This window comes from Pseudomonas sp. S3(2024) (assembly GCF_036861315.1).
Taxonomy (GTDB): Bacteria; Pseudomonadota; Gammaproteobacteria; order Pseudomonadales; family Pseudomonadaceae; genus Aquipseudomonas; species Aquipseudomonas putida_A.
Window position 1 is genome coordinate 779,273 of record NZ_JAZAQQ010000001.1, and the last position, 17,942, is coordinate 797,214.

The 17,942-nt window shown below is 59.2% G+C and carries 16 protein-coding genes and 2 pseudogenes; 7 read left to right on the forward strand and 11 right to left on the reverse strand.

Features of this window, described 5'->3' with window-relative positions; translation table 11 throughout:
- Positions 1–93: 93 nt before the first annotated feature.
- The 3 genes from maiA to hmgA are packed head-to-tail and all read right to left on the reverse strand — an operon-like array spanning position 94 to position 3,354.
- Positions 94–729, reverse strand: a complete 636-nt coding sequence (gene maiA / locus VLA07_RS03675) for a maleylacetoacetate isomerase (RefSeq protein ID WP_103369122.1) — start codon at positions 727–729, stop codon at positions 94–96.
- 12 nt (positions 730–741) lie between these two features.
- Positions 742–2,046 (reverse strand): fumarylacetoacetase, encoded by a 1,305-nt coding sequence (fahA, locus tag VLA07_RS03680; RefSeq protein WP_333988425.1) that lies wholly within the window; start codon positions 2,044–2,046, stop codon positions 742–744.
- A gap of 3 nt (positions 2,047–2,049) precedes the next feature.
- On the reverse strand, positions 2,050–3,354 hold the full coding sequence (gene hmgA / locus VLA07_RS03685; protein WP_333988426.1) for a homogentisate 1,2-dioxygenase: 1,305 nt from the start codon (positions 3,352–3,354) through the stop codon (positions 2,050–2,052).
- A gap of 165 nt (positions 3,355–3,519) precedes the next feature.
- Between hmgA and VLA07_RS03690 the strand changes: the two genes are divergently transcribed.
- Positions 3,520–4,305 (forward strand): IclR family transcriptional regulator, encoded by a 786-nt coding sequence (locus VLA07_RS03690; RefSeq protein WP_027610880.1) that lies wholly within the window; start codon positions 3,520–3,522, stop codon positions 4,303–4,305.
- 29 nt (positions 4,306–4,334) lie between these two features.
- Here the strand turns inward: VLA07_RS03690 and VLA07_RS03695 are convergent, their stop codons facing one another.
- Positions 4,335–7,817 (reverse strand): dermonecrotic toxin domain-containing protein, encoded by a 3,483-nt coding sequence (locus VLA07_RS03695; RefSeq protein WP_333988427.1) that lies wholly within the window; start codon positions 7,815–7,817, stop codon positions 4,335–4,337.
- Positions 7,818–8,419: 602 nt separating this feature from the next.
- Entirely contained in the window at positions 8,420–9,331 is a 912-nt protein-coding gene (locus tag VLA07_RS03700) for an SDR family oxidoreductase (RefSeq protein WP_333988428.1), read from the reverse strand.
- A gap of 321 nt (positions 9,332–9,652) precedes the next feature.
- Between VLA07_RS03700 and VLA07_RS03705 the strand changes: the two are divergent.
- Positions 9,653–9,748, forward strand: a pseudogene (locus VLA07_RS03705) (serine/threonine protein kinase); the annotation flags it as partial.
- Here the strand turns inward: VLA07_RS03705 and VLA07_RS03710 are convergent.
- From VLA07_RS03710 to VLA07_RS03725, 4 genes and pseudogenes are all read right to left on the reverse strand, one after another.
- Positions 9,738–10,598: pseudogene (locus tag VLA07_RS03710) on the reverse strand (alpha/beta fold hydrolase); the annotation flags it as partial. The pseudogenes VLA07_RS03705 and VLA07_RS03710 overlap by 11 nt on opposite strands.
- Positions 10,598–11,380 (reverse strand): class II aldolase/adducin family protein, encoded by a 783-nt coding sequence (locus VLA07_RS03715; protein ID WP_333988429.1) that lies wholly within the window; start codon positions 11,378–11,380, stop codon positions 10,598–10,600. The pseudogene VLA07_RS03710 and the gene VLA07_RS03715, both read right to left, overlap by 1 nt.
- 131 nt (positions 11,381–11,511) lie before the next feature.
- Complete coding sequence (locus VLA07_RS03720) at positions 11,512–12,198, reverse strand: LrgB family protein (RefSeq protein ID WP_027610877.1); 687 nt, start codon at positions 12,196–12,198, stop codon at positions 11,512–11,514.
- A complete protein-coding gene (locus tag VLA07_RS03725) occupies positions 12,188–12,574 on the reverse strand; it encodes a CidA/LrgA family protein (RefSeq protein ID WP_027610876.1) in 387 nt (128 codons plus the stop codon). The genes VLA07_RS03720 and VLA07_RS03725 overlap by 11 nt, the downstream gene beginning before the upstream one ends.
- A 94-nt stretch (positions 12,575–12,668) precedes the next feature.
- On the opposite strand from VLA07_RS03725, the gene VLA07_RS03730 reads away from it, so the two are divergent.
- A complete protein-coding gene (locus tag VLA07_RS03730; protein WP_330208000.1) occupies positions 12,669–13,556 on the forward strand; it encodes a LysR family transcriptional regulator in 888 nt (295 codons plus the stop codon).
- On the opposite strand, the gene VLA07_RS03735 is transcribed toward VLA07_RS03730, so the two are convergent.
- On the reverse strand, positions 13,546–14,001 hold the full coding sequence (locus tag VLA07_RS03735; protein ID WP_333988430.1) for a flavodoxin: 456 nt from the start codon (positions 13,999–14,001) through the stop codon (positions 13,546–13,548). The genes VLA07_RS03730 and VLA07_RS03735 overlap by 11 nt on opposite strands.
- A gap of 152 nt (positions 14,002–14,153) precedes the next feature.
- Here VLA07_RS03735 and VLA07_RS03740 point away from each other — a divergent pair, with 152 nt between their 5' ends.
- Positions 14,154–14,630, forward strand: a complete 477-nt coding sequence (locus VLA07_RS03740; protein ID WP_027610873.1) for a PAS domain-containing protein — start codon at positions 14,154–14,156, stop codon at positions 14,628–14,630.
- 55 nt (positions 14,631–14,685) lie between these two features.
- Positions 14,686–15,291, forward strand: coding sequence for a hypothetical protein (locus VLA07_RS03745; protein WP_027610872.1), 606 nt, complete (start codon positions 14,686–14,688; stop codon positions 15,289–15,291).
- A 3-nt stretch (positions 15,292–15,294) separates the two neighbouring features.
- Here the strand turns inward: VLA07_RS03745 and VLA07_RS03750 are convergent, their stop codons facing one another.
- Positions 15,295–16,254 carry a MerR family transcriptional regulator gene (locus tag VLA07_RS03750; RefSeq protein ID WP_096795375.1) on the reverse strand — a complete coding sequence of 320 codons (960 nt, stop codon included), beginning with the start codon at positions 16,252–16,254 and terminating at the stop codon, positions 15,295–15,297.
- A gap of 211 nt (positions 16,255–16,465) precedes the next feature.
- Between VLA07_RS03750 and VLA07_RS03755 the strand changes: the two genes are divergently transcribed.
- Together VLA07_RS03755 and folM are read left to right on the forward strand one after the other, a co-directional pair.
- The gene (locus VLA07_RS03755; RefSeq protein ID WP_027610870.1) at positions 16,466–17,035 is read left to right on the forward strand and encodes an antibiotic biosynthesis monooxygenase; all 570 of its coding nucleotides are present in this window, start codon (positions 16,466–16,468) and stop codon (positions 17,033–17,035) included.
- Between the two features lie 181 nt (positions 17,036–17,216).
- Positions 17,217–17,921, forward strand: coding sequence for a dihydromonapterin reductase (folM, locus tag VLA07_RS03760; protein WP_442962678.1), 705 nt, complete (start codon positions 17,217–17,219; stop codon positions 17,919–17,921).
- Positions 17,922–17,942 lie beyond the last annotated feature (21 nt).

The following is a 17,942-nucleotide window of genomic DNA, read 5'->3' on the forward strand; positions in this document are numbered from 1 at the left end:
CTGCTCGCGATAGCGGTGTGTCAGTCAACATCCCCGTATCTGACACTCCGCTATCGCGAGCAGGCTCACTCCTACATGGGGCGAGGTAGAGCTTTAAGGGGTATCGGGCTGATTGGCCGGATGCGCCTTGATGAACGCCGGATGCTCAGCCGCCAACGCCGCCACCCGCCGAATCCGTGGGTAAGCCTCCAGCGAAACACCGAAGCGCTCGGCCGCATACAACTGCGGAATCAGATAAACATCCGCCACACACGGCCACTCACCGAAACAGAAACCGCTGTCACCGATCAATTGCTCGACGGCCGCCAGCCCCTGACTGATCCAGTGCGCGATCCACTCCACCACCTGCGGCTCTTCGTGGCCCAACTGACGCAGGCGATTGAGCACGCTGACGTTGTGCAACGGATGCACGTCGCAGCCGATCACCGCCGCCACACCGCGCACATGAGCACGGGCAGCGAGGTCTTCGGGCAGCAATGGCAGCTGTGGATAACGCTCTTCCAGGTACTCGATGATCGCCGGCGACTGAATCAGCAGCTCGCCGTCATCGGTGCGCAGGGCCGGCACCCGGCCCTGCGGATTGATCGCCAGATACGCCGGCTGGCGATGCTCGCCTCCCGACGGCGCAATCAGGTTGACCGGCAACGCGGTGTAGTCGAGCCCTTTCAGCGCCAACGCGATACGCACCCGATAAGACGAGGTCGAGCGGTAATAGGTGTAGAGATCCATGATCCGCTCCTGTCAGCGCGCCGCCAGCACTTTGCCGCGGCATTCGCCGAAGCCGATCGAGGCAAAACCGTCACGGGCGCAGCGCGCACGCAGAATGATTTCGTCGCCGTCTTCGAGGAATTTGCGCACTTCGCCGGAGGCCAGTTCGATCGGCTTTTTACCGCCCTCGGTGATTTCCAGCAGGCTGCCGAACTGACCGTTTTGCGGGCCGGACAAAGTCCCCGAACCGAACAGGTCACCCGCCTGCAACTGGCAGCCGTTGACGCTGTGGTGCGCGACCATTTGTGCGACGGTCCAGTACATGTAGCGAGTGTTACTCAGGGTCAGCCGATGGGCTGGCAGATTCTGTTCGCGCATGGCTTCGGTGAGCAGCAGCACTTCCAGTTCGATGTCGAAGGCGCCGCCATCTTGATCACGTTTGTCGAACAGGTATGGCAGCGGCTGCGGATCACCTTCCGGGCGCGCAGGTTGCGCCATGCGGAATGGCTCCAGCGCTTCGGCGGTCACCACCCATGGCGAAACACTGGTGATAAAACTCTTGGAGAGGAACGGGCCGAGTGGCTGGTATTCCCAGGCCTGGATATCGCGGGCCGACCAGTCGTTGAGCAGGCAGAAACCGGCGATGTGTTCGGCGGCGTCACCAATGGCAATCGGCTCGCCCATGTCGTTGCCCTGACCGATCCAGATGCCCAGTTCCAGCTCGTAGTCCAGTCGTGCGCACGGGCCGAAGGTCGGCTCGCTCGCACCGGCCGGCAGGGTCTGGCCTTTCGGGCGGCGCACGTCGGTACCAGAAGCGCGCACGGTGGAGGCACGACCGTGATAACCGATCGGCACGTGCTTGTAGTTGGGCAGCAGTGGGTTGTCCGGACGGAACAGTTTGCCGACGTTCTGCGCGTGCTCGATGCCGACGTAGAAGTCGGTGTAATCGTTGATGCGCGCCGGCAGGTGCATCTGGCAATCGGCAGCCAGTGGCAGCAGTTTTGCGCCTTGGGCTTCGATGGCGCCGCGATGAGTGCTGCCCTCGCCGAACAATTCCAGCAAGCGGCTGCGCAAGGCTACGCGGGCTTCACGACCGAGGTCGAAGAAGGCGTTCAGCAGACCGCCGTGCATGGCTTCGACCGCGCTGCGTGCCGGGCCGTCGAACAGGCCGGCTTCAAGCGCCACCTGCAGATCGAAAATATGTTCACCGATCGCCACGCCCGCGCGCGGCGCCGAGCCGCCAGTGCTGAACACGCCCAGCGGCAGGTTCTGCAGCGGGAAATCCGCGTGGCCATTGGCCGAAGCAACCCAGCTGCGGGTAATGGAAGTCTGAGTCATGGGTTATCTCCGGGTCGGGTCGAACGTGGCGGGCAGCGTGGCCCAGCAGGCGTCGTATGTGGATTGCAGTTGCGGGCAGTCGAGGGCGAAGCGGCTTGGGCGCAGTACCTGACTGGTCTCGAACATGAAGGCCATGGTGTTGTCGATCTTCGCCGGTTTGAGTTCCGCGTTGATCGCTTTGGTGCAGGTTTCGCCATCCGGGCCGTGGGCGCTCATGCAGCTGTGCAGCGACGCACCGCCGGGCACGAAACCTTCAGCCTTGGCGTCGTACTCGCCCTGAATCAGGCCCATGAATTCGTTCATCAGGTTGCGATGGAACCACGGCGGACGGAAGGTGTTCTCGGCGACCATCCAGCGTGGCGGGAAGATCACGAAGTCGAGGTTGGCCAGACCGTGCACGCTGGTCGGCGAGGTCAGCACGGTGAAGATCGACGGATCCGGGTGATCGAAGCTCACGGTGCCGATGGTGTTGAAACGGCGCAGATCATATTTGTACGGCACGTTGTTGCCGTGCCAGGCGACCACGTTCAGCGGCGAATGATCGAGCTCGGTGCCCCACAACTGGCCGAGGAATTTCTGCACCAGCGTCGTCGGCTGCTGCAGGTTTTCATAAGACGCGACCGGCGCGAGGAAATCCCGTGGATTGGCCAGGCCGTTGCTGCCGATTGGCCCCAGGTCCGGCAGGCGCAGCGGCGCGCCGTGGTTCTCGGCAACGTAACCGCGCGCCTGCGGATCAAGCAGCTCGACGCGGAATTTCAGGCCACGCGGCAGCACAGCAATTTCCAGCGGCGCGACTTCGAGCACGCCGAGTTCAGTGGCAATTCGCAGCCGCCCCAGTTGCGGCACCAACAGCAGTTCGCCGTCGGCGTTGTAGAACACCCGCTCCATCGAGCGATTCGCGCAATAGTTATAGATGCTGATGCCGGCCGGTTTTTCCGCTGCCGAGTTGGCCACCATGCCGACCAGACCGTCGATGAAATCAGTCGGCTCGGCCGGGATATCCAGAGGATTCCAGCGCAGGCGATTGGGCGTCACTTCACCCAACGGGCCGCCGGCCAGTTGCCGCTCCAGTTTGACGAACGCCGGGTGATTGGCCGACGGCTGAATCCGGTACATCCAGGTACGCCGGGCTTCACTGCGGGTCATGGTAAACGCAGTGCCGGAGAGCAATTCGGTATAGAGGCCGTACGGGGCTTTTTGCGGGGAGTTCTGGCCGATGGGCAAGGCGCCGGGCAACGCTTCACTGCTGAATTCGTTGCCGAAACCGGACTGGTACGCCAGCTCCGACGCGTTTGAATCGAGGTTCATGGAGCCTCCTGAACAGGGAGTCGGCAGTGGCCCATCGCTCTGGCTCAGAGCTTTGCGCACGCCGGGGTTGTTATTATCGTAATTCGATTACGCATAACGTAATTTGCTCGCTATCCAGCGTCAAGCTATAAAGACGCCCATTCGTTTTCGGATCCCGGCCGCACCATGGAAAAAACCAGCGACAGCAACGGCAAACAGAAAGTCCGCTCCGCCGAGGTCGGCACCGACATCCTCAAGGCGTTGGCCGAGTTGTCGCCCTCTACCTCACTATCGCGATTGGCCGAACATGTGCAGATGCCGGCGAGCAAGGTGCACCGCTATCTCCAGGCACTGATCGCCAGTGGTTTCGCCGAGCAGAACGCTGCCACCAACCATTACGGACTCGGCCGTGAAGCGTTGCGCGTGGGCCTGGCGGCCCTGAACAGTATGGACGTGTTGAAAGTCGCCGCCCTGCCCCTGTCCGAGTTGCGCGATGAACTGAACGAAACCTGTTTTCTGGCGGTGTGGGGCAATCAGGGCGCGACCGTGGTGCACATCGAACCGGCGGTGCGCGCGGTGACGGTGGTGACGCAACTGGGTTCGGTGTTGCCGTTACTCAGCTCGTCCACCGGGCTGGTGTTCAGTGCCTTTCTGCCGCATCGGGAAACCGATGAGTTGCGCGAGCAGGAAATCGCCGTCGCCGGCCATCCACTGGCCGATCAAAATGCCTACAGCGGTTTGTGCGAGCAGATCCGCGAACGCGGTCTGCATCATGTGCACGGCTTGTTGATGCCTGGGGTGGACGCGTTGTCAGCCCCGGTGTTCAACGCAGTCGGGCAGATCGCGGCGGTGCTGACCATCGTCGGCCCGACTTCACTGTTCCACGCTGATGAAGACGGCCCGGCGGCGCAGCGGTTACTGGCGGCGTCGCGGGCCGTGAGCTGGCGAATGGGGTATGAGCAAGCCGGTTGAGTCAGGCGATCTCCAAGCGCCAGCCCGGATCAGCGCACGATGGTCTGGCTGATGCTGGTTGCCCGATCCTTCATCAATTCAGTGAAGAAATCGATCAACTGTTGATCTGCCGCTTTATGACCCGCCGCCTCGGCGACGAATTGCGCCGCCGACCGTGCATCATCGACCAGACCGAGAAACGATCGTTGAACGTTGGTCACCTGCTTGATCACCTCTGCGCTCGCACCGGCTGTGGCCGCCTGGCCGAGCGTAAATAGTCCGATCAACGCGTCCGCGCCGAATCCCAGAGCCGCCGAGTAGTCACCTCGCCGTTGCGCCTGGGCTCCGTCGTAAACACTTTTCATCATCTGCACCGCAACGGCCACGGAGCCAATAGGCGGCACGGCGAGACTGATGACATTCACCACTTTGATCAGGACATCGTAAACCAGTCCCGCGATAACCTCCTTCAAACTGGTGGTTCGCTCATCGATATCGCTCAATGCGCGACGCACTCTCCGATCATGGAACGTGAAGAGGTTGTTCAACTTGGCGCGTTCTTGCGTCTTGACCGGAGGCAGGGGTTTCCCGCTTGCGGCAAGATCGTCAAAATAATCATTGATTACTTTTTGATCGACGATCGCAACCCGGTCAAAGTAGTAATCGCGCATCGGTCCGTATTGGAAACGAATCGATGGAATGAAATCGTTGATGGGTCGATAAGCAACGCCATCCGGCGCATCGGGCGTATATAACCAGTCGTGGAACTGGCCGAGAATGTTCATCCGCAGGATATAGACACCCGCAACCGTACGATCCCCCGCCTTGGTCAAGCCGGTTTTCCCGATATTGAATTCGTAAAGACCTTCATCACCTTCTGCGGACGAATCATTGATCGGGTAGTGATAGACATCCTCTTTCAAACTGCCGACAACCCGTTGTAGCGCTATAAAGATTTCAGAGCCAAACCTGCCATCAATGTAGTTGGAGAGCAGATCGTAATGCATCTGACAGCGAACTTTTTTTGCGTGAACGGCGCGCTTGAAGGCGTAGTCAGGATGCTTCCCGTCCAGATAGTCGGTCTTGAGCATTTCCGTATACCTGTCGCCAGGACGGAATGTTTTCGATAACGAGGACAGATCGCGAATATCCAGTTGATCAATGGCCGGATGGCCGTCCGTCAAAAAATACCTCGGGTCATACTTGCTCGGATAAGCCGGATTGGCAGCTTCAAACGACAGCCCTTCGATGAGCAGATCCGTTACGCTTTTCTGAAAATCGTCAGTCTGGACAATAATCTGATCGGGATTGATCTCGACATTTCGTCCTCGCGAACGCAACAGACTTTCAAGATTCTGCTTTACCGCATCGTGGGTAAAGCGTTCGAAAGAAGGGAACGCATTGTCCCTTGCCTCTACGGTGGAGAGCGCTTTCAGTTCGGTATTCAATCGAGCGTAACGTTTGCGCGGCTCAATCCCGAGGTAGCGGTAAGGCGCAGGCGCAATGGTCCTGTGTAACGCCAGTTCAGACTGAAAAGCGAGATTGACGTCATTGAGCAACGGCGCTGTGCCATTGGGGAAAAGGTCCGGGTATTGGGTATCCAGCTTGTACAGATAATGGGTGGAGTGACGGCTGATACCGCGCAAGGATCCGGCATCGTGCAAATAGTCCGGATGAATCAATGACGCCGCGTATTGACGATCAGCGGTCATGGCCGATTCAAACCATTTGTTCAGAGCGAATACATCCGCAAACGTCATGAAAACAGACTTGCCTGCAGGTGTTATCAGATAAACAAGATAGTTCCGAGTCTCCGGTGCCTGAAAAATCATCACACCTTTCAAGGCGGGCCCTGGAATCTGCAGGCTCAGTTTCAATCCCCGGATAGACACCGACGAGTCACCTGCCAGCGCCCTTTCGATTACCTTCGCTTCGGTTTCACTGAAGACGCCCGAATGGCGCGCAACGAAAAGCGCGAACTCGATGTTGCTGTGCAAGTGGTCGCGATACGCCTGCGCAAACTCCGGCGATGGATCAGTTGGAAGACTGGATACGAACTGCGAGCGCACGTTGATGTTGTTCAACCATTGCTCAAGTGCAGCAACGGACAGCCTGCTGCCGGACGGCAGCCCGGTGAGGCTGATTTCGGCTTTATACCCCTCGTCATGCAGACCGAAGATGATGAATTCCGTCAGGGTCCGACTGTCGACCTGCTCGAGGGTGCGGCCGCCCAGTTGCATCTTGTGGACGCTGCGCACCTTTATCGTCTCGGCTTCCAGTTGCTCACCCAACGCGCTCATCGCCCACTCGGAAAAACAACGCAAGACATAATCTTTAAAAGAGAAACACCTGTCGAAAACCACCCGGTAGTCAGAGTGATATTTCTCCATCGAGTGCTCAAGCTCGACGTAACGCTGCTGAAGAGCGTCACCACCGTTCTTCAGCCAGAGTGGCCATTCGGTCCGCTTGAGTTCTGCCTGCACTTGATCGAATCGACGACCGATGTCAGCACGCATCACCGACAACATCTGATTGTCCTGCAATACCCGGCTGAACGCTCGAGTCTGGCCATTGCGATCACGCATCAGACTTGCAAGCGTCTCAAGTTGTCCCTTCAAGTAAGCGTCGACACAATAAGCAGACACACTTTGCGTGGCTTTAGGGAAAGCGATTTTGCTACCGGACGCCGATACACGCGCCAGCAGCGTTGCGTGCGCGTCGATATTCCTGGCGAAGTATTCAAAGCCGTTGCCTGGCGTGTGAATGACATAGCCGGTGGATTCATCGATCAGTTTCATTTGCGGATCCGCCCGCATCGCATTATCGAGGACAACCCCCGGGACAAGCGAAGTGCGATAGTCGGATTCAGGACTCACCACAACGTTATAAGCGGCGGCTCCGTTTTCCAGGTTCAACAAGTAGCAATAACGCGTCGCCATGCCGTGATCCAGAAATCCCGCCATGGCTTTTAAAGAAAGCTCCGCTGTCAGCACAACGTTATAAGCCTGCTGCAAGGCCTGTTTATTTGTCAGCCCGGTCTTTTCAGTTGTTGCGACTTTTACGGGTGCCGCCCAATACTTGGCCATCTCCGAACGCAGGCTGCTTTCCAGATTTCGCAGCGCATAAGTAATAGCCTCCTCAGCCTCGATAATACTGAAGCCTTTGACTCTCATCTCTTCGCCAACGGTATCGGGCAGGTGAAAGACGCCGTCCCCGCCGCCAGCCAGATAGCTCGGCAGCACATTGTTATCAAGACAATGAAGCAATACCTCAGACAGTTTCCCCGAAGGACGACGTTCAATCTCATTGGACTGATCGGTAATATTTATAAAAACATTATCGATATCGATATTCTTCTGCCGCTGCTGCAATTCTTGCTGCAATGCCTGCCGAGCAATCTGCCGAACTGTAGGGATCGCCTCAACAATAGCGAACAAATCATTCTGCGCGGCAGCGGCCTTTACCCACTCAGCCCTCCAGGTTACTTCTGCACCTTCAGAACCTCGCATCAAGCTTTTGTATAACTTATCCATATTCAAGTCCTATCTTTCAAGTTCAGTGAACGCAACCCCGCATCACTGCGATAGCGAAAGATAGTTTTATTTTTAACAAACAAGAAGCGCCAGTTCATTTCAACAAATATAGATTACAAGGTATTAACCGAAACAAAAAAACCACCTGTAAAAAATGACAAATTCACAAACAAATAATCCGCACAAAAGCCTCATACAAAGTAACTAACTCAACCATCCAGAATAGACAGCGAAGCGATATATTTCCGGGCGCGAACACTTTGCGCAGTCCGTGCAGGATCCTGTGGCGCGATCAAGACTGTTGCACGCCCGGTAACAGTGCATGTCCGGAATCGCTATTTTTCCTTCGGGTTCAAGTGCTTATTCTGAGCGGGCTTTCAGGCACACGCCGCAAAGCACCAAGCCTTGGCTGCTGAGCAACTCGCGCCAGCGCTGACCGATTTCAGATGAGTCGATGCTTCGATTGATCGCCCCGGTGTTCACTGACGTTGATTTGTAGCTCCTTGATCCAACGTCTTACCTTGGCCGCTGCGTTTGCAGCGGCCTTTTTTATGGGCGAAGGCATTACCGACGGGATCGGTATTTGCGGGGCGTGGCAAACGTTACAGCGAATACTTCTGCAAATTCGCCATCATTTCCTTCAGCGCTTCAATGTTGTCCTTCGGATGCGCCGCGCCTTCGAAATCGCAGATCTGCTGCCAGTGCGCCGCGACATCTTCCGGGGAGAAGCCGCTGCGGGGATCGAAGCCAGCACCGAGGCTGCGTTCCCAGCGCACCTTGCCCATCCAGCCGCCACCGACTTCAAACAGGCCGGACGTTTCCTGGCACTGTTCACTGGCCAGGTACACCACCAGCGGGCTGACCAGTTCCGGTTTGAGCTGTTCGAACACTTGCGGCGGGATCAGGCCTTCGGTCATGCGCGTGCCGCCGGTAGGCGCGATGGCATTGACCAGAATATTGTTCTTGCGACCTTCGATGGCCAGGGTACGGGTCAGGCCGTAGAGGCCGAGTTTGGCCATGCCGTAGTTGGACTGGCCGAAGTTGCCGTAGATGCCCGAGGTCGAGGCGGTGAAGATCACCCTTCCGTAGTTTTGCTCGCGCAAGTGCGGCCACGCGGCGCGGGTCACTTTGTAGGCGCCTTCGACGTGGACGCGGTAAACCAGATCCCAGTCGGCGTCGTCCATCTTGTGAAAGGTCTTGTCGCGCAGAATCCCGGCGTTGTTCACCACCACATCGACACGGCCAAACGCATCGAGAGCGTTCTGCACCAGTTTGTCGCCGTCGGTGACCGAGTCGTGGTTGGCCTCGGCGACGCCGCCGGCTTCGCGAATCTCCGCCACCACACGGTCGGCGGCGGAGGCGTTGGCCCCTTCGCCCTGGGTCGAGCCGCCGAGGTCGTTGACCAGCACTTTGGCACCGTGCCGGGCGAACAGCAAAGCGTGCGCTCGCCCCAGGCCACCACCGGCGCCGGTGACGATCACGACTTTATCTTCGAAACGTACGGACTCATTCATCGCAGGAACTCCAGCAGGCCAGTATTGAGTCCGAGTGTCAGGCACAGGGCTTTGGGTCACAACGAATACGGCTGAGGCTGAATGGTGCGCGATAAGGGTGAGGGATGATGAGGGCGTCAAAAGATCAAAAGATCGCAGCCTGCGGCAGCTCCTACAGAAGATCGGTATAGGAGCTGCCGCAGGCTGCGATCTTTTGATCTGTCGACGCCCTCATCATCCCTCACCCTTATCGCGCACCATTCAGCCTCAGCCGTATTCGTTGTGACCCAAAGCCCTGTGCCTGACACTCGGACTCAATACTGGCCTGCTGGAGTTCCTGCGATGAATGAGTCCGTACGTTTCGAAGATAAAGTCGTGATCGTCACCGGCGCCGGTGGTGGCCTGGGGCGAGCGCACGCTTTGCTGTTCGCCCGGCACGNTAATGCTTGAGCACCTGCACCGGCGCTTCGATCTGCGGATAGTGGCCGATGCCCGGCAACAGCACCGTATCGGCGTCGGCAATCAGCTCGCGGTAGCGCTCGACCATGTGCGCACCGGAGATCGGGTCGACCTCACCGTCAATAACTCGCAGCGACACCTCGCCGCGTTGCATCGCCGTCACCCAGCGATCACGTTGCACCCGCCGCTCAGGGATGTAGCCGATCAGTTTGTGCAGGATGCGTGGGCCACGATGGGTTTCGATCAGGCTCCAGAAATCATCCAGTTCACTTTCGCTGGGGCCGGTCTGCGGGCCGAAGATCTGGCGGAAACTTTTCACCAGTGCATCACGGCTGAACGCCCGGCCGATCATCCAGCCCAGCGGGCTGAGCAGCAGCTTTTGCATCAGCACAGGACGATGGGTTTCGGGGAACAGCCCGCCATTGAGAAAGACACAACTGGCCACCTCGATCCGGTTTTCGTAATGCCGGGCGAGCAACTCCTGGGCAACGCTGTCGCCGTAATCGTGGGCCAGCACATGCACAGCTTGCTCGACCTGAAGATGCGCCAGCAGCGCCTGTTGCAGGTCGGCCTGTTCCAGCAGGCTGTAGCGGTGATGCAATGGTTTGGCCGAATCCCCGAAACCGAGCATGTCACAGGCGATCACCCGATAGCGCTGGGCCAGCGGCTGCCACAGGTAGTGCCAGTCCCAACTGGCCGTCGGGAAACCGTGGATCAGCAGCAGCGGCTCACCCTGCCCCGCCGTCCAGTAACGGATCGACAGGCCGCGAAAGACAAACGTCCGGCTGCGTTTGCGCCAGACACACAGAGGGATCTCGGCAAGAGGCATCAGAGTTTATATCCGGGGTCTTGTTTATCGAGTTTGCGCAGCAACGCCGGCCAGGCCAGCGCGCCGCCCATGCCTTGAGCACTTTTGGTGACGCCGGCGATCATCGCTTTGGCGCCCGCCAGGATCTGCGGTTCGATGCCGATCAGTTCAGCACCACCGGTTTGCGCCATGACCTGAATATCGCAGGCGCGCTGGAAGGTGAACATCATCAGAAAGGTGTCGGCGATGGTACCGCCGCAGGTCAGCAACCCGTGGTTGTGCAGCATCAGGAAATTGTTCTCGCCAAGGTCCGCCTGCAAGCGCGCCTTCTCTTCGTGATTCAGCGCCACACCTTCATAGGCGTGATAGGCCAGGCTCGACAGCACGAACAGCGACTGCTGGCTGATCGGCAACACACCCTGTCTTTGCGCGGAAACGGCTACACCGGAGGCGGTGTGGGTGTGCAGCACGCAAACCACATCGTGCCGCACTTCGTGCACGGCGCTGTGGATGGTGTAACCGGCGGGATTGATTTCGTAGGGACTGTCCATGAGCTTGTTGCCGGCCTGATCGACTTTGACCAGGCTGGATGCGGTGATCTCATGGAACATCAACCCGAACGGGTTGATCAGGAAGTCTTCGGTGCCCGGGACCTTGGCCGAGATGTGGGTGAAGATCAGGTCATCCCAGCCATGTAGCGCAACCAGCCGATAACAGGCGGCGAGATCGACCCGGGTCTGCCATTCCGCGGCACTGACCTGGTCTTTGACATCAAGGGACAATTGGACGGGGGCTACGCTCACTGTATGCACCTCTGCGTTCTTATTGTTCTGCACGTACGAGCAGTCTAGTCAGGCGCAGAGGATCGCGTAGTTGCATTGCCAGCCAGCTTGATGACTGAGCGGGTCAGCCAGGCAAACTCCTTGGATCCATGTCAAAGCAACGACGCCAACAAAGGTGCGGCGAACAGATTGAGCAGCCCGGTCAGCACCATCACCAGCCCCGCAACCGAGCCTTCCTCACCACCCACTTCATGCGCCCGACTGACGCCTGCGCCGTGCGCGCCAACCCCGAACAACGCGCCGCGCGCCAACGCACTGCGCAACGGCAGCCACTTGAGCAATACGCCGCCGAGCATCGCGCCGAACACACCGGTAAACATCACGAACACGGCAGTCAGTTCCGGCACGCCACCGAGATCCTGCGCCAGCGGCATGGCGAACGGCGTGGTGATCGAGCGCGGTACCAGCGACATCGTCACCGAGCTATCCAGCGCCAACGCCTTGGCCAGGCCGAACGACGTAGCGATCGACGCCGCGCTGCCGGCGAGCATACCCAACAGCAGCGCTGACCAGTGCCGCACCAGCAGACGCCGCTGCTGCCAGATCGGCACGGCGAAGGCGACCGTCACCGGCCCGAGCACCAGCATCAACCAATGGGTGTTGCTGGCGTATTCGGCATAGGCGGTGTGCAGCGGCACGGCGAGCGCCAGCAGCAGTGCCGGCACCAGAATCAGCGGCGACAGCAAGTAACGCCCGGTGCGCCGGTAAATCCAGCGACTGAACAGGTACGCCAACAGGGTAAAGGCGAGCCAGAACATCGGCATCCATTCAAGCTTCATGGGACCGCCTCAGGCGCACGGCCAGCTCCACGGTGAAGGCTGTCACCAGCATCACCATCAGGGTGCTGGCGCCGATCACCAGCAAAATCCGCCAGCCGTCATCGCGCAACAGCGCGCCGTAGTCGAGCAGACTCATCAGCGCCGGAATAAAGAACAGCAGCATCTCGGCCATCAGCAATCCAGCACCCAGTTGCAGCGCCGCCGGTTTGACCCAGCCAAACGCGAATGCCAGCAGCAATAGGGCCATGCCGATCACGCCGCCGGGAATCGGCCAGGCCAGCCACGCGGCGATCTGGCAGCCGAGCAGGTAGAGACCGAGCAACACGGCCAGTTCTGCGAATAGACGGGACAGGTATTTGAGGGATGCGGCGTTCATGATGGGCTCCTTACAGGGGCTTATTTTACGAAGCGGCCTGTCATCCCAGAAGCGAATTGTTAGACTCAGCCCTATTCCACAATGGAATCGGATGATGGAATTCAAACAGCTGCGCAGTTTTGTCGAAGTCATGCATCAGGGCGGTTTCACCCAGGCGGCGAAAACCCTGCACATCAGCCAGTCGGCGGTGAGCAAGCAAGTCGCGCAACTGGAACAGAGCCTCGGCACGCCGTTGCTCGAACGACTCGGCTCGCAACTGCGCCTGACCGCTGCGGGCAGCGTGGTGCTGCAACGCGCCGAGGGCATGTTGCGCCTGCGCAATGAATTGCTCAGTGAACTGGATGATCTGAGCCAACTGGCACGCGGCGAATTGCGCCTCGGTCTGCCGCTGTTGGGCAGTGATGCACTGTTCGCCGGGTTGTTCGCCGAGTATCGGCGGCGCTATCCGAACATCAGCATTCAATTGCTTGAAGGCGGCAGCCGCAATGTCGAGCAAGCGGTGCTCAGCGGCGAACTGGAGTTAGGCGGGAGCCTGCTGCCGAAAGATCCGCAGTTCGATTTCCAGCCGTTCTGCGATGAGAAACTCGATGCGTTATTGCCGGTGGATCATCCGTTGGCGGGGCGCGGCGAGATTGGCCTTGAGGAATTGGCCGACACGCCGTTCCTGTTGTATCAGCGCAGCTTCGTGCTCAATGACCGTTTACTGCAGGCCTGCCAGCAATTGGGCTTTACCCCGAAAGAAGGCGGGCGCAGCGGGCAGGCGGATTTTCTCGTGGCACTGGTGGCCGCCGGGCAAGGCGTGGTGCTGCTGCCCAGCGTGGTCGCCCGGGCACTGGAGCGTCCGGGCGTGGTGCGCCTGACCTTGCGCGCGCCAGAGTATCTGCGCTGGGACATCGCCTTCATCTGGCGCCGGGGCGCCTATCTGTCGAAAGCCGCGCAGGCCTGGCTGGCTCTGCTGCGTGAGCGCGCGATCAGCCCTTGAGCGTGGCGATCAGTTGCGCCAGCCATGGCTCGGCGTCGGTTTCCGGGGTCACACTTTCGCTGGCGTCCAGACGCAGCATCTCTTGCACCTCGCGCACACCCAGCTCGGCGAACAATTCACGCATCAGTTCGCCGCCACCGCAGAAGGTATCGCCGTAACTGGCATCGCCCAAACCGATCACCGCGCCCGGCAAACCGCGCCACGCGGCTGGCAACTGGTCGCGAATCGCCGAATACAACGGCTGCAGGTTATCCGGCAACTCGCCCATGCCAGTGGTAGACGTCACCGCGAGAAACACTTCAGGTGCGAACGCCTGAATATCCGCCAGGCTGGCGCGCGAGTTGTAGAAGGTTTCAAAACCGGCGTCTTTCAGCAGGTTCTGCGCGTGACGGGCGACTTCTTCGGCCGTGCCGTAAACCGAGCCGGAGAGGATGGCGACTTTCATCAATCTGATCCTGAAGCTGAAAAAAAGAGCGGCGATAGTAGCAGTCCGACGCAAAAGCCGCGATCCAGCCCCGATTCGCCGTGATAGCCAGTAGACAGCGGCGTTGGAACTTCTAGAATGCCAGCCATTATCGACACTGAAAGGATTCATTGATGATCAACGCCAGTCTGCTGCAAATGGTGATCAACGCGTCGAACGATGGAATCGTGGTGGCCGAAAAGGAAGGCGAGCAGGACAACATCCTGATTTACGTGAACCCGGCCTTCGAACGCCTGACCGGTTACAGCAGTGAAGAGATACTTTATCAGGACTGCCGCTTTCTGCAGTCAGGAGACCGCGATCAAGCCGGTCTGTCGCTGATTCGCGACACCTTGCACAACGGCGGGGCGTGCCGGGAAATCCTGCGCAACTATCGCAAGGATGGCACCCCGTTCTGGAACGAACTGTCGCTTTCGACGGTGAAAAACGCTGATGACGGCCAGACTTATTTCGTCGGTGTGCAGAAAGATGTCACGGTTCAGGTCAAGGCGCAGCAACGCGTTGCACAACTGGAAGCACAAGTTGCCGCCTTGCAAGCCGAACTCGCCGCCCTGAAAGCGACGAACGGCGCAAACAAAACTGCGAACTAAGTGTCAGTAACTACAATCACCAATGACTTTGTAACTATTTCTTTCGAGCCAGGCCATGCAACGCGACGCACTCCTGACCCAGGATGAGCTGGATTTCATCCAGACCATGCAGCACAACCCGCAGCTCAATGTGCGGGATGCGACGTCGAGCCTGTTGGTCAATGGAGGTTCGCAGATCCGTGACCTGCTCACACGCCTGGCGGCTCACGAGCAAGTGACCATTCAGGCCAATTTCGAAAATCAGCAAATGACCTTTCCGCTGCACCTGGTGGAAGACGAATTCCACGCGTTGCACCTGCGCCTGGGCGTGCCGAGCATTTACGAAGACGGGCCGATGATTCGCCCATGGCGCCTGACTCTCGAAGAGCCGGTCGCGCTGGAAAATGCCAAAGGCCAACCGGGCATGATGTGGGTGCACGAGGTGTCGCACAAAGGCGTGCTGCTGGAAATGCGCAACAAGACCAAACCGCCCAAGCATTTCGCGCTGTGGTTCAGCCCTTCAGGTTACGAGCGGATTTCCCTGCGCGGCAACTTCGAGCGCGAAACCGAGCACGGCTTCTACGCCTACGAGCTGAGCCAGACCGACGCCGATGAAACCGAACGGCTGCGCCAGTTCATCCTGCAACAACACCGTCTGACCCACCCCGCCCTGCACACCTGATATTCAGGTATCCAGCGTACCTGCGAGAAATTGCGTCATGCGCTGACGCATCGTCGCTCCTTCATTGCCCAGACAACCGATCGACGATCCGGCCAGACTGTCCTGTGCCAGATCGGCAGCGTCGCCGGCGAGCATTACCTGACAGTCGAGACTCAAGGCCAGTCGATTCAGACGGCGCGGCAAATCCGCGGTGGGGGCATGGTTGGAAAACAGCACCAGCGCCTGCGGCTTGATCCGCTCGCACACCAGCGCCAACTCATCGAATGGCTGGCCGGTGGTCAGCACCCGCACGCCCGCATCATTGCCGCTGAGAAACAACGCGGCAACCAGTAACTCAAGCTCGCGGCATTGGCCGGCCAGCGCGCTGACAATCACTTTGCGCGGCTGGGTGCCGCGCAGCGCGACGATCCGCTGCAACACCCGCGCCCGCAGGAACCCGTCGAAAAACAGCCACTCGCTGGTCTGCCCGAAGGCATCCTGGCGCTGCAACATCTGCAGCCACAAAGGCATGAGAATGTTCTGAAACACTACCGGCAGCGAGTAGGACGAGAAGATCTGGTTGTAAACCTGATCCAGCGCGCGGTCGTCGAACGAACTGACGGCCAATTGCACCTGCTGCTGCCATTGCGCGTAATCGGCCTGGACCAGATCATCGGGGATGATATGGGCCAAGGCTTTCAGCGGCTCGGTCCTCGCCAGGATCTTGCCGACCTTGCTCACGGCCACGCCGCGATCGATCCAGTCGACGATGCTGCGCACGCGCTCGATTTCGGTCATCGAATACAACCGGTGCCCGCTTTCGGTGCGCGTCGGCTGAATCAAACCGTAGCGGCGCTCCCATGCACGCAGCGTTACCGGGTTGACGCCGGTCAGCCGCGACACCTCCCGAATAGGGAACAACTCTTCGCGCTCAAGTGCGACAGAAGCCTGCGAGGCAGGGTTAGCGTCCGTGATAACAGCCATGGTGCTGGTGTGTCCGCTCGGTAAATTTGGATCCCATTCTACATCCGATGCCCTCTGTCGGTTCAACCCAATAAACAGAGACGAAAGTCTCTGAAACTGTCATCAAAATCGGGAATAATCCTTGCTTGTTGAAAAGCGCAGGCCCCACCCCGGCTTGCGCATTGCGAAACCTCCTACCCGGAGCGCCGCACTCGAAATATGGAGATACACAATGTCTACTTCCCCCGTCACGCTGATGGTTGCGCGTCGCGTCGCCGACGGCCGCTATCAGGACCTGATTGCCTGGCTGCGCGAAGGCGAACAACTGGCCACGGACTTTCCCGGTTATCTGGGTTCCGGCGTGCTCGCTCCGCCACCCGGTGACAACGAATTCCAGATCATTTTCCGCTTCGTCGACGAGCAGACCCTGCACGCTTGGGAGCACTCGGTCTCGCGTACCGCGTGGCTGGCGCGGGGCAGCGATCTGTTCGAGCATCCCAAGGAGCATCGGGTCAGCGGCATCGAAGGCTGGTTCGGCGCTGCCGGTCAACGGCCACCACGCTGGAAACAGGCTGTGGCGATCTGGCTGGCGTTCTTCCCGGTGTCGCTGCTGTTCAACTTTGTCCTCGGACCGCTGCTCGGCGAGATGAGCCTGCTGCCACGGGTATTGATCAGCACGGCGTGCCTGACGCCATTGATGGTGTATTTCTTTATTCCGTTGTCGACGCGGTTGCTGGCGAACTGGTTGAACGCTGTGCCTGCGCGACCTTTGCCTGCAACACCCTCTACGCAGAATCGATGATCTCTGTGTGGGAGCGAGCCTGCTCGCGAATACGGACTGCCATTCAACATTGATGTCGACTGAGACACCGCATTCGCGAGCAGGCTCGCTCCCACAGGTATTGGTAAGGCCGACGATAGGTGCATGGCTCATGTCGCTGTTATAGTTTTTGCTCCAACCGCGACGCGAGCCGTTCATGTCCATATCCTCCGCCCCGATCCTCATCACCGGTGCCGGCCAGCGTGTCGGTCTGCACTGCGCACAGCGTTTGCTTGAAGACGGCCATCGGGTCATCTTCACCTACCGCAGCGAACGTCCGGGCGTACAAGCCCTGCGAGATCTGGGCGCTGTCGCGGTGTTCGCGGACTTCTCCAGCGAAGCCACCATCCTCGCCTTCATCGATGAACTGAAAAGCCACACCGACTGCCTGCGCGCCATCGTCCACAACGCCTCCGAATGGCTGGCGGAAACCCCGGGCAGTGAAGCCGAGGCCTTCTCGCGTATGCTCAACGTACACATGCTCGCGCCGTATCTGATCAACCTGCACTGCGCCGACCTGCTCAAGCGCTCGATCCCGGCCGACATCATCCACATCAGCGACGACGTCACGCGCAAGGGCAGCAGCAAGCACATCGGTTATTGCGCCAGCAAGGCCGGGCTCGACAGCTTGACCCTGTCCTTCGCCGCGCGCTATGCGCCGGCAATCAAAGTCAACGGCATCGCGCCGGCCCTGCTATTGTTCAATCCCGACGACGACGCGGCGTACCGCGCCAGGGCGCTGGCCAAATCCGCGCTGGGCATCGAACCCGGCAGCGAAGTGATCTACCAGAGCCTGCGCTATCTGCTCGACAACCCCTATGTCACCGGCACAACCCTGACCGTCAACGGCGGACGGCACGTCAAATAAGCTGCTGCGCGAGGATCACCC

What these genes read in the sequence shown, in the direction of transcription:
- maiA (WP_103369122.1), bottom strand. Translation starts at nt 729, where the DNA reads ATGGATCTCTACACCTATTACCGCTCGACCTCGTCTTATCGGGTGCGT.
- fahA (WP_333988425.1), bottom strand. Translation starts at nt 2,046, where the DNA reads ATGACTCAGACTTCCATTACCCGCAGCTGGGTTGCTTCGGCCAATGGC.
- hmgA (WP_333988426.1), bottom strand. Translation starts at nt 3,354, where the DNA reads ATGAACCTCGATTCAAACGCGTCGGAGCTGGCGTACCAGTCCGGTTTC.
- VLA07_RS03690 (WP_027610880.1), top strand. Translation starts at nt 3,520, where the DNA reads ATGGAAAAAACCAGCGACAGCAACGGCAAACAGAAAGTCCGCTCCGCC.
- VLA07_RS03695 (WP_333988427.1), bottom strand. Translation starts at nt 7,817, where the DNA reads ATGGATAAGTTATACAAAAGCTTGATGCGAGGTTCTGAAGGTGCAGAA.
- VLA07_RS03700 (WP_333988428.1), bottom strand. Translation starts at nt 9,331, where the DNA reads ATGAATGAGTCCGTACGTTTCGAAGATAAAGTCGTGATCGTCACCGGC.
- VLA07_RS03720 (WP_027610877.1), bottom strand. Translation starts at nt 12,198, where the DNA reads ATGAAGCTTGAATGGATGCCGATGTTCTGGCTCGCCTTTACCCTGTTG.
- VLA07_RS03725 (WP_027610876.1), bottom strand. Translation starts at nt 12,574, where the DNA reads ATGAACGCCGCATCCCTCAAATACCTGTCCCGTCTATTCGCAGAACTG.
- VLA07_RS03730 (WP_330208000.1), top strand. Translation starts at nt 12,669, where the DNA reads ATGGAATTCAAACAGCTGCGCAGTTTTGTCGAAGTCATGCATCAGGGC.
- VLA07_RS03735 (WP_333988430.1), bottom strand. Translation starts at nt 14,001, where the DNA reads ATGAAAGTCGCCATCCTCTCCGGCTCGGTTTACGGCACGGCCGAAGAA.
- VLA07_RS03740 (WP_027610873.1), top strand. Translation starts at nt 14,154, where the DNA reads ATGATCAACGCCAGTCTGCTGCAAATGGTGATCAACGCGTCGAACGAT.
- VLA07_RS03745 (WP_027610872.1), top strand. Translation starts at nt 14,686, where the DNA reads ATGCAACGCGACGCACTCCTGACCCAGGATGAGCTGGATTTCATCCAG.
- VLA07_RS03750 (WP_096795375.1), bottom strand. Translation starts at nt 16,254, where the DNA reads ATGGCTGTTATCACGGACGCTAACCCTGCCTCGCAGGCTTCTGTCGCA.
- VLA07_RS03755 (WP_027610870.1), top strand. Translation starts at nt 16,466, where the DNA reads ATGTCTACTTCCCCCGTCACGCTGATGGTTGCGCGTCGCGTCGCCGAC.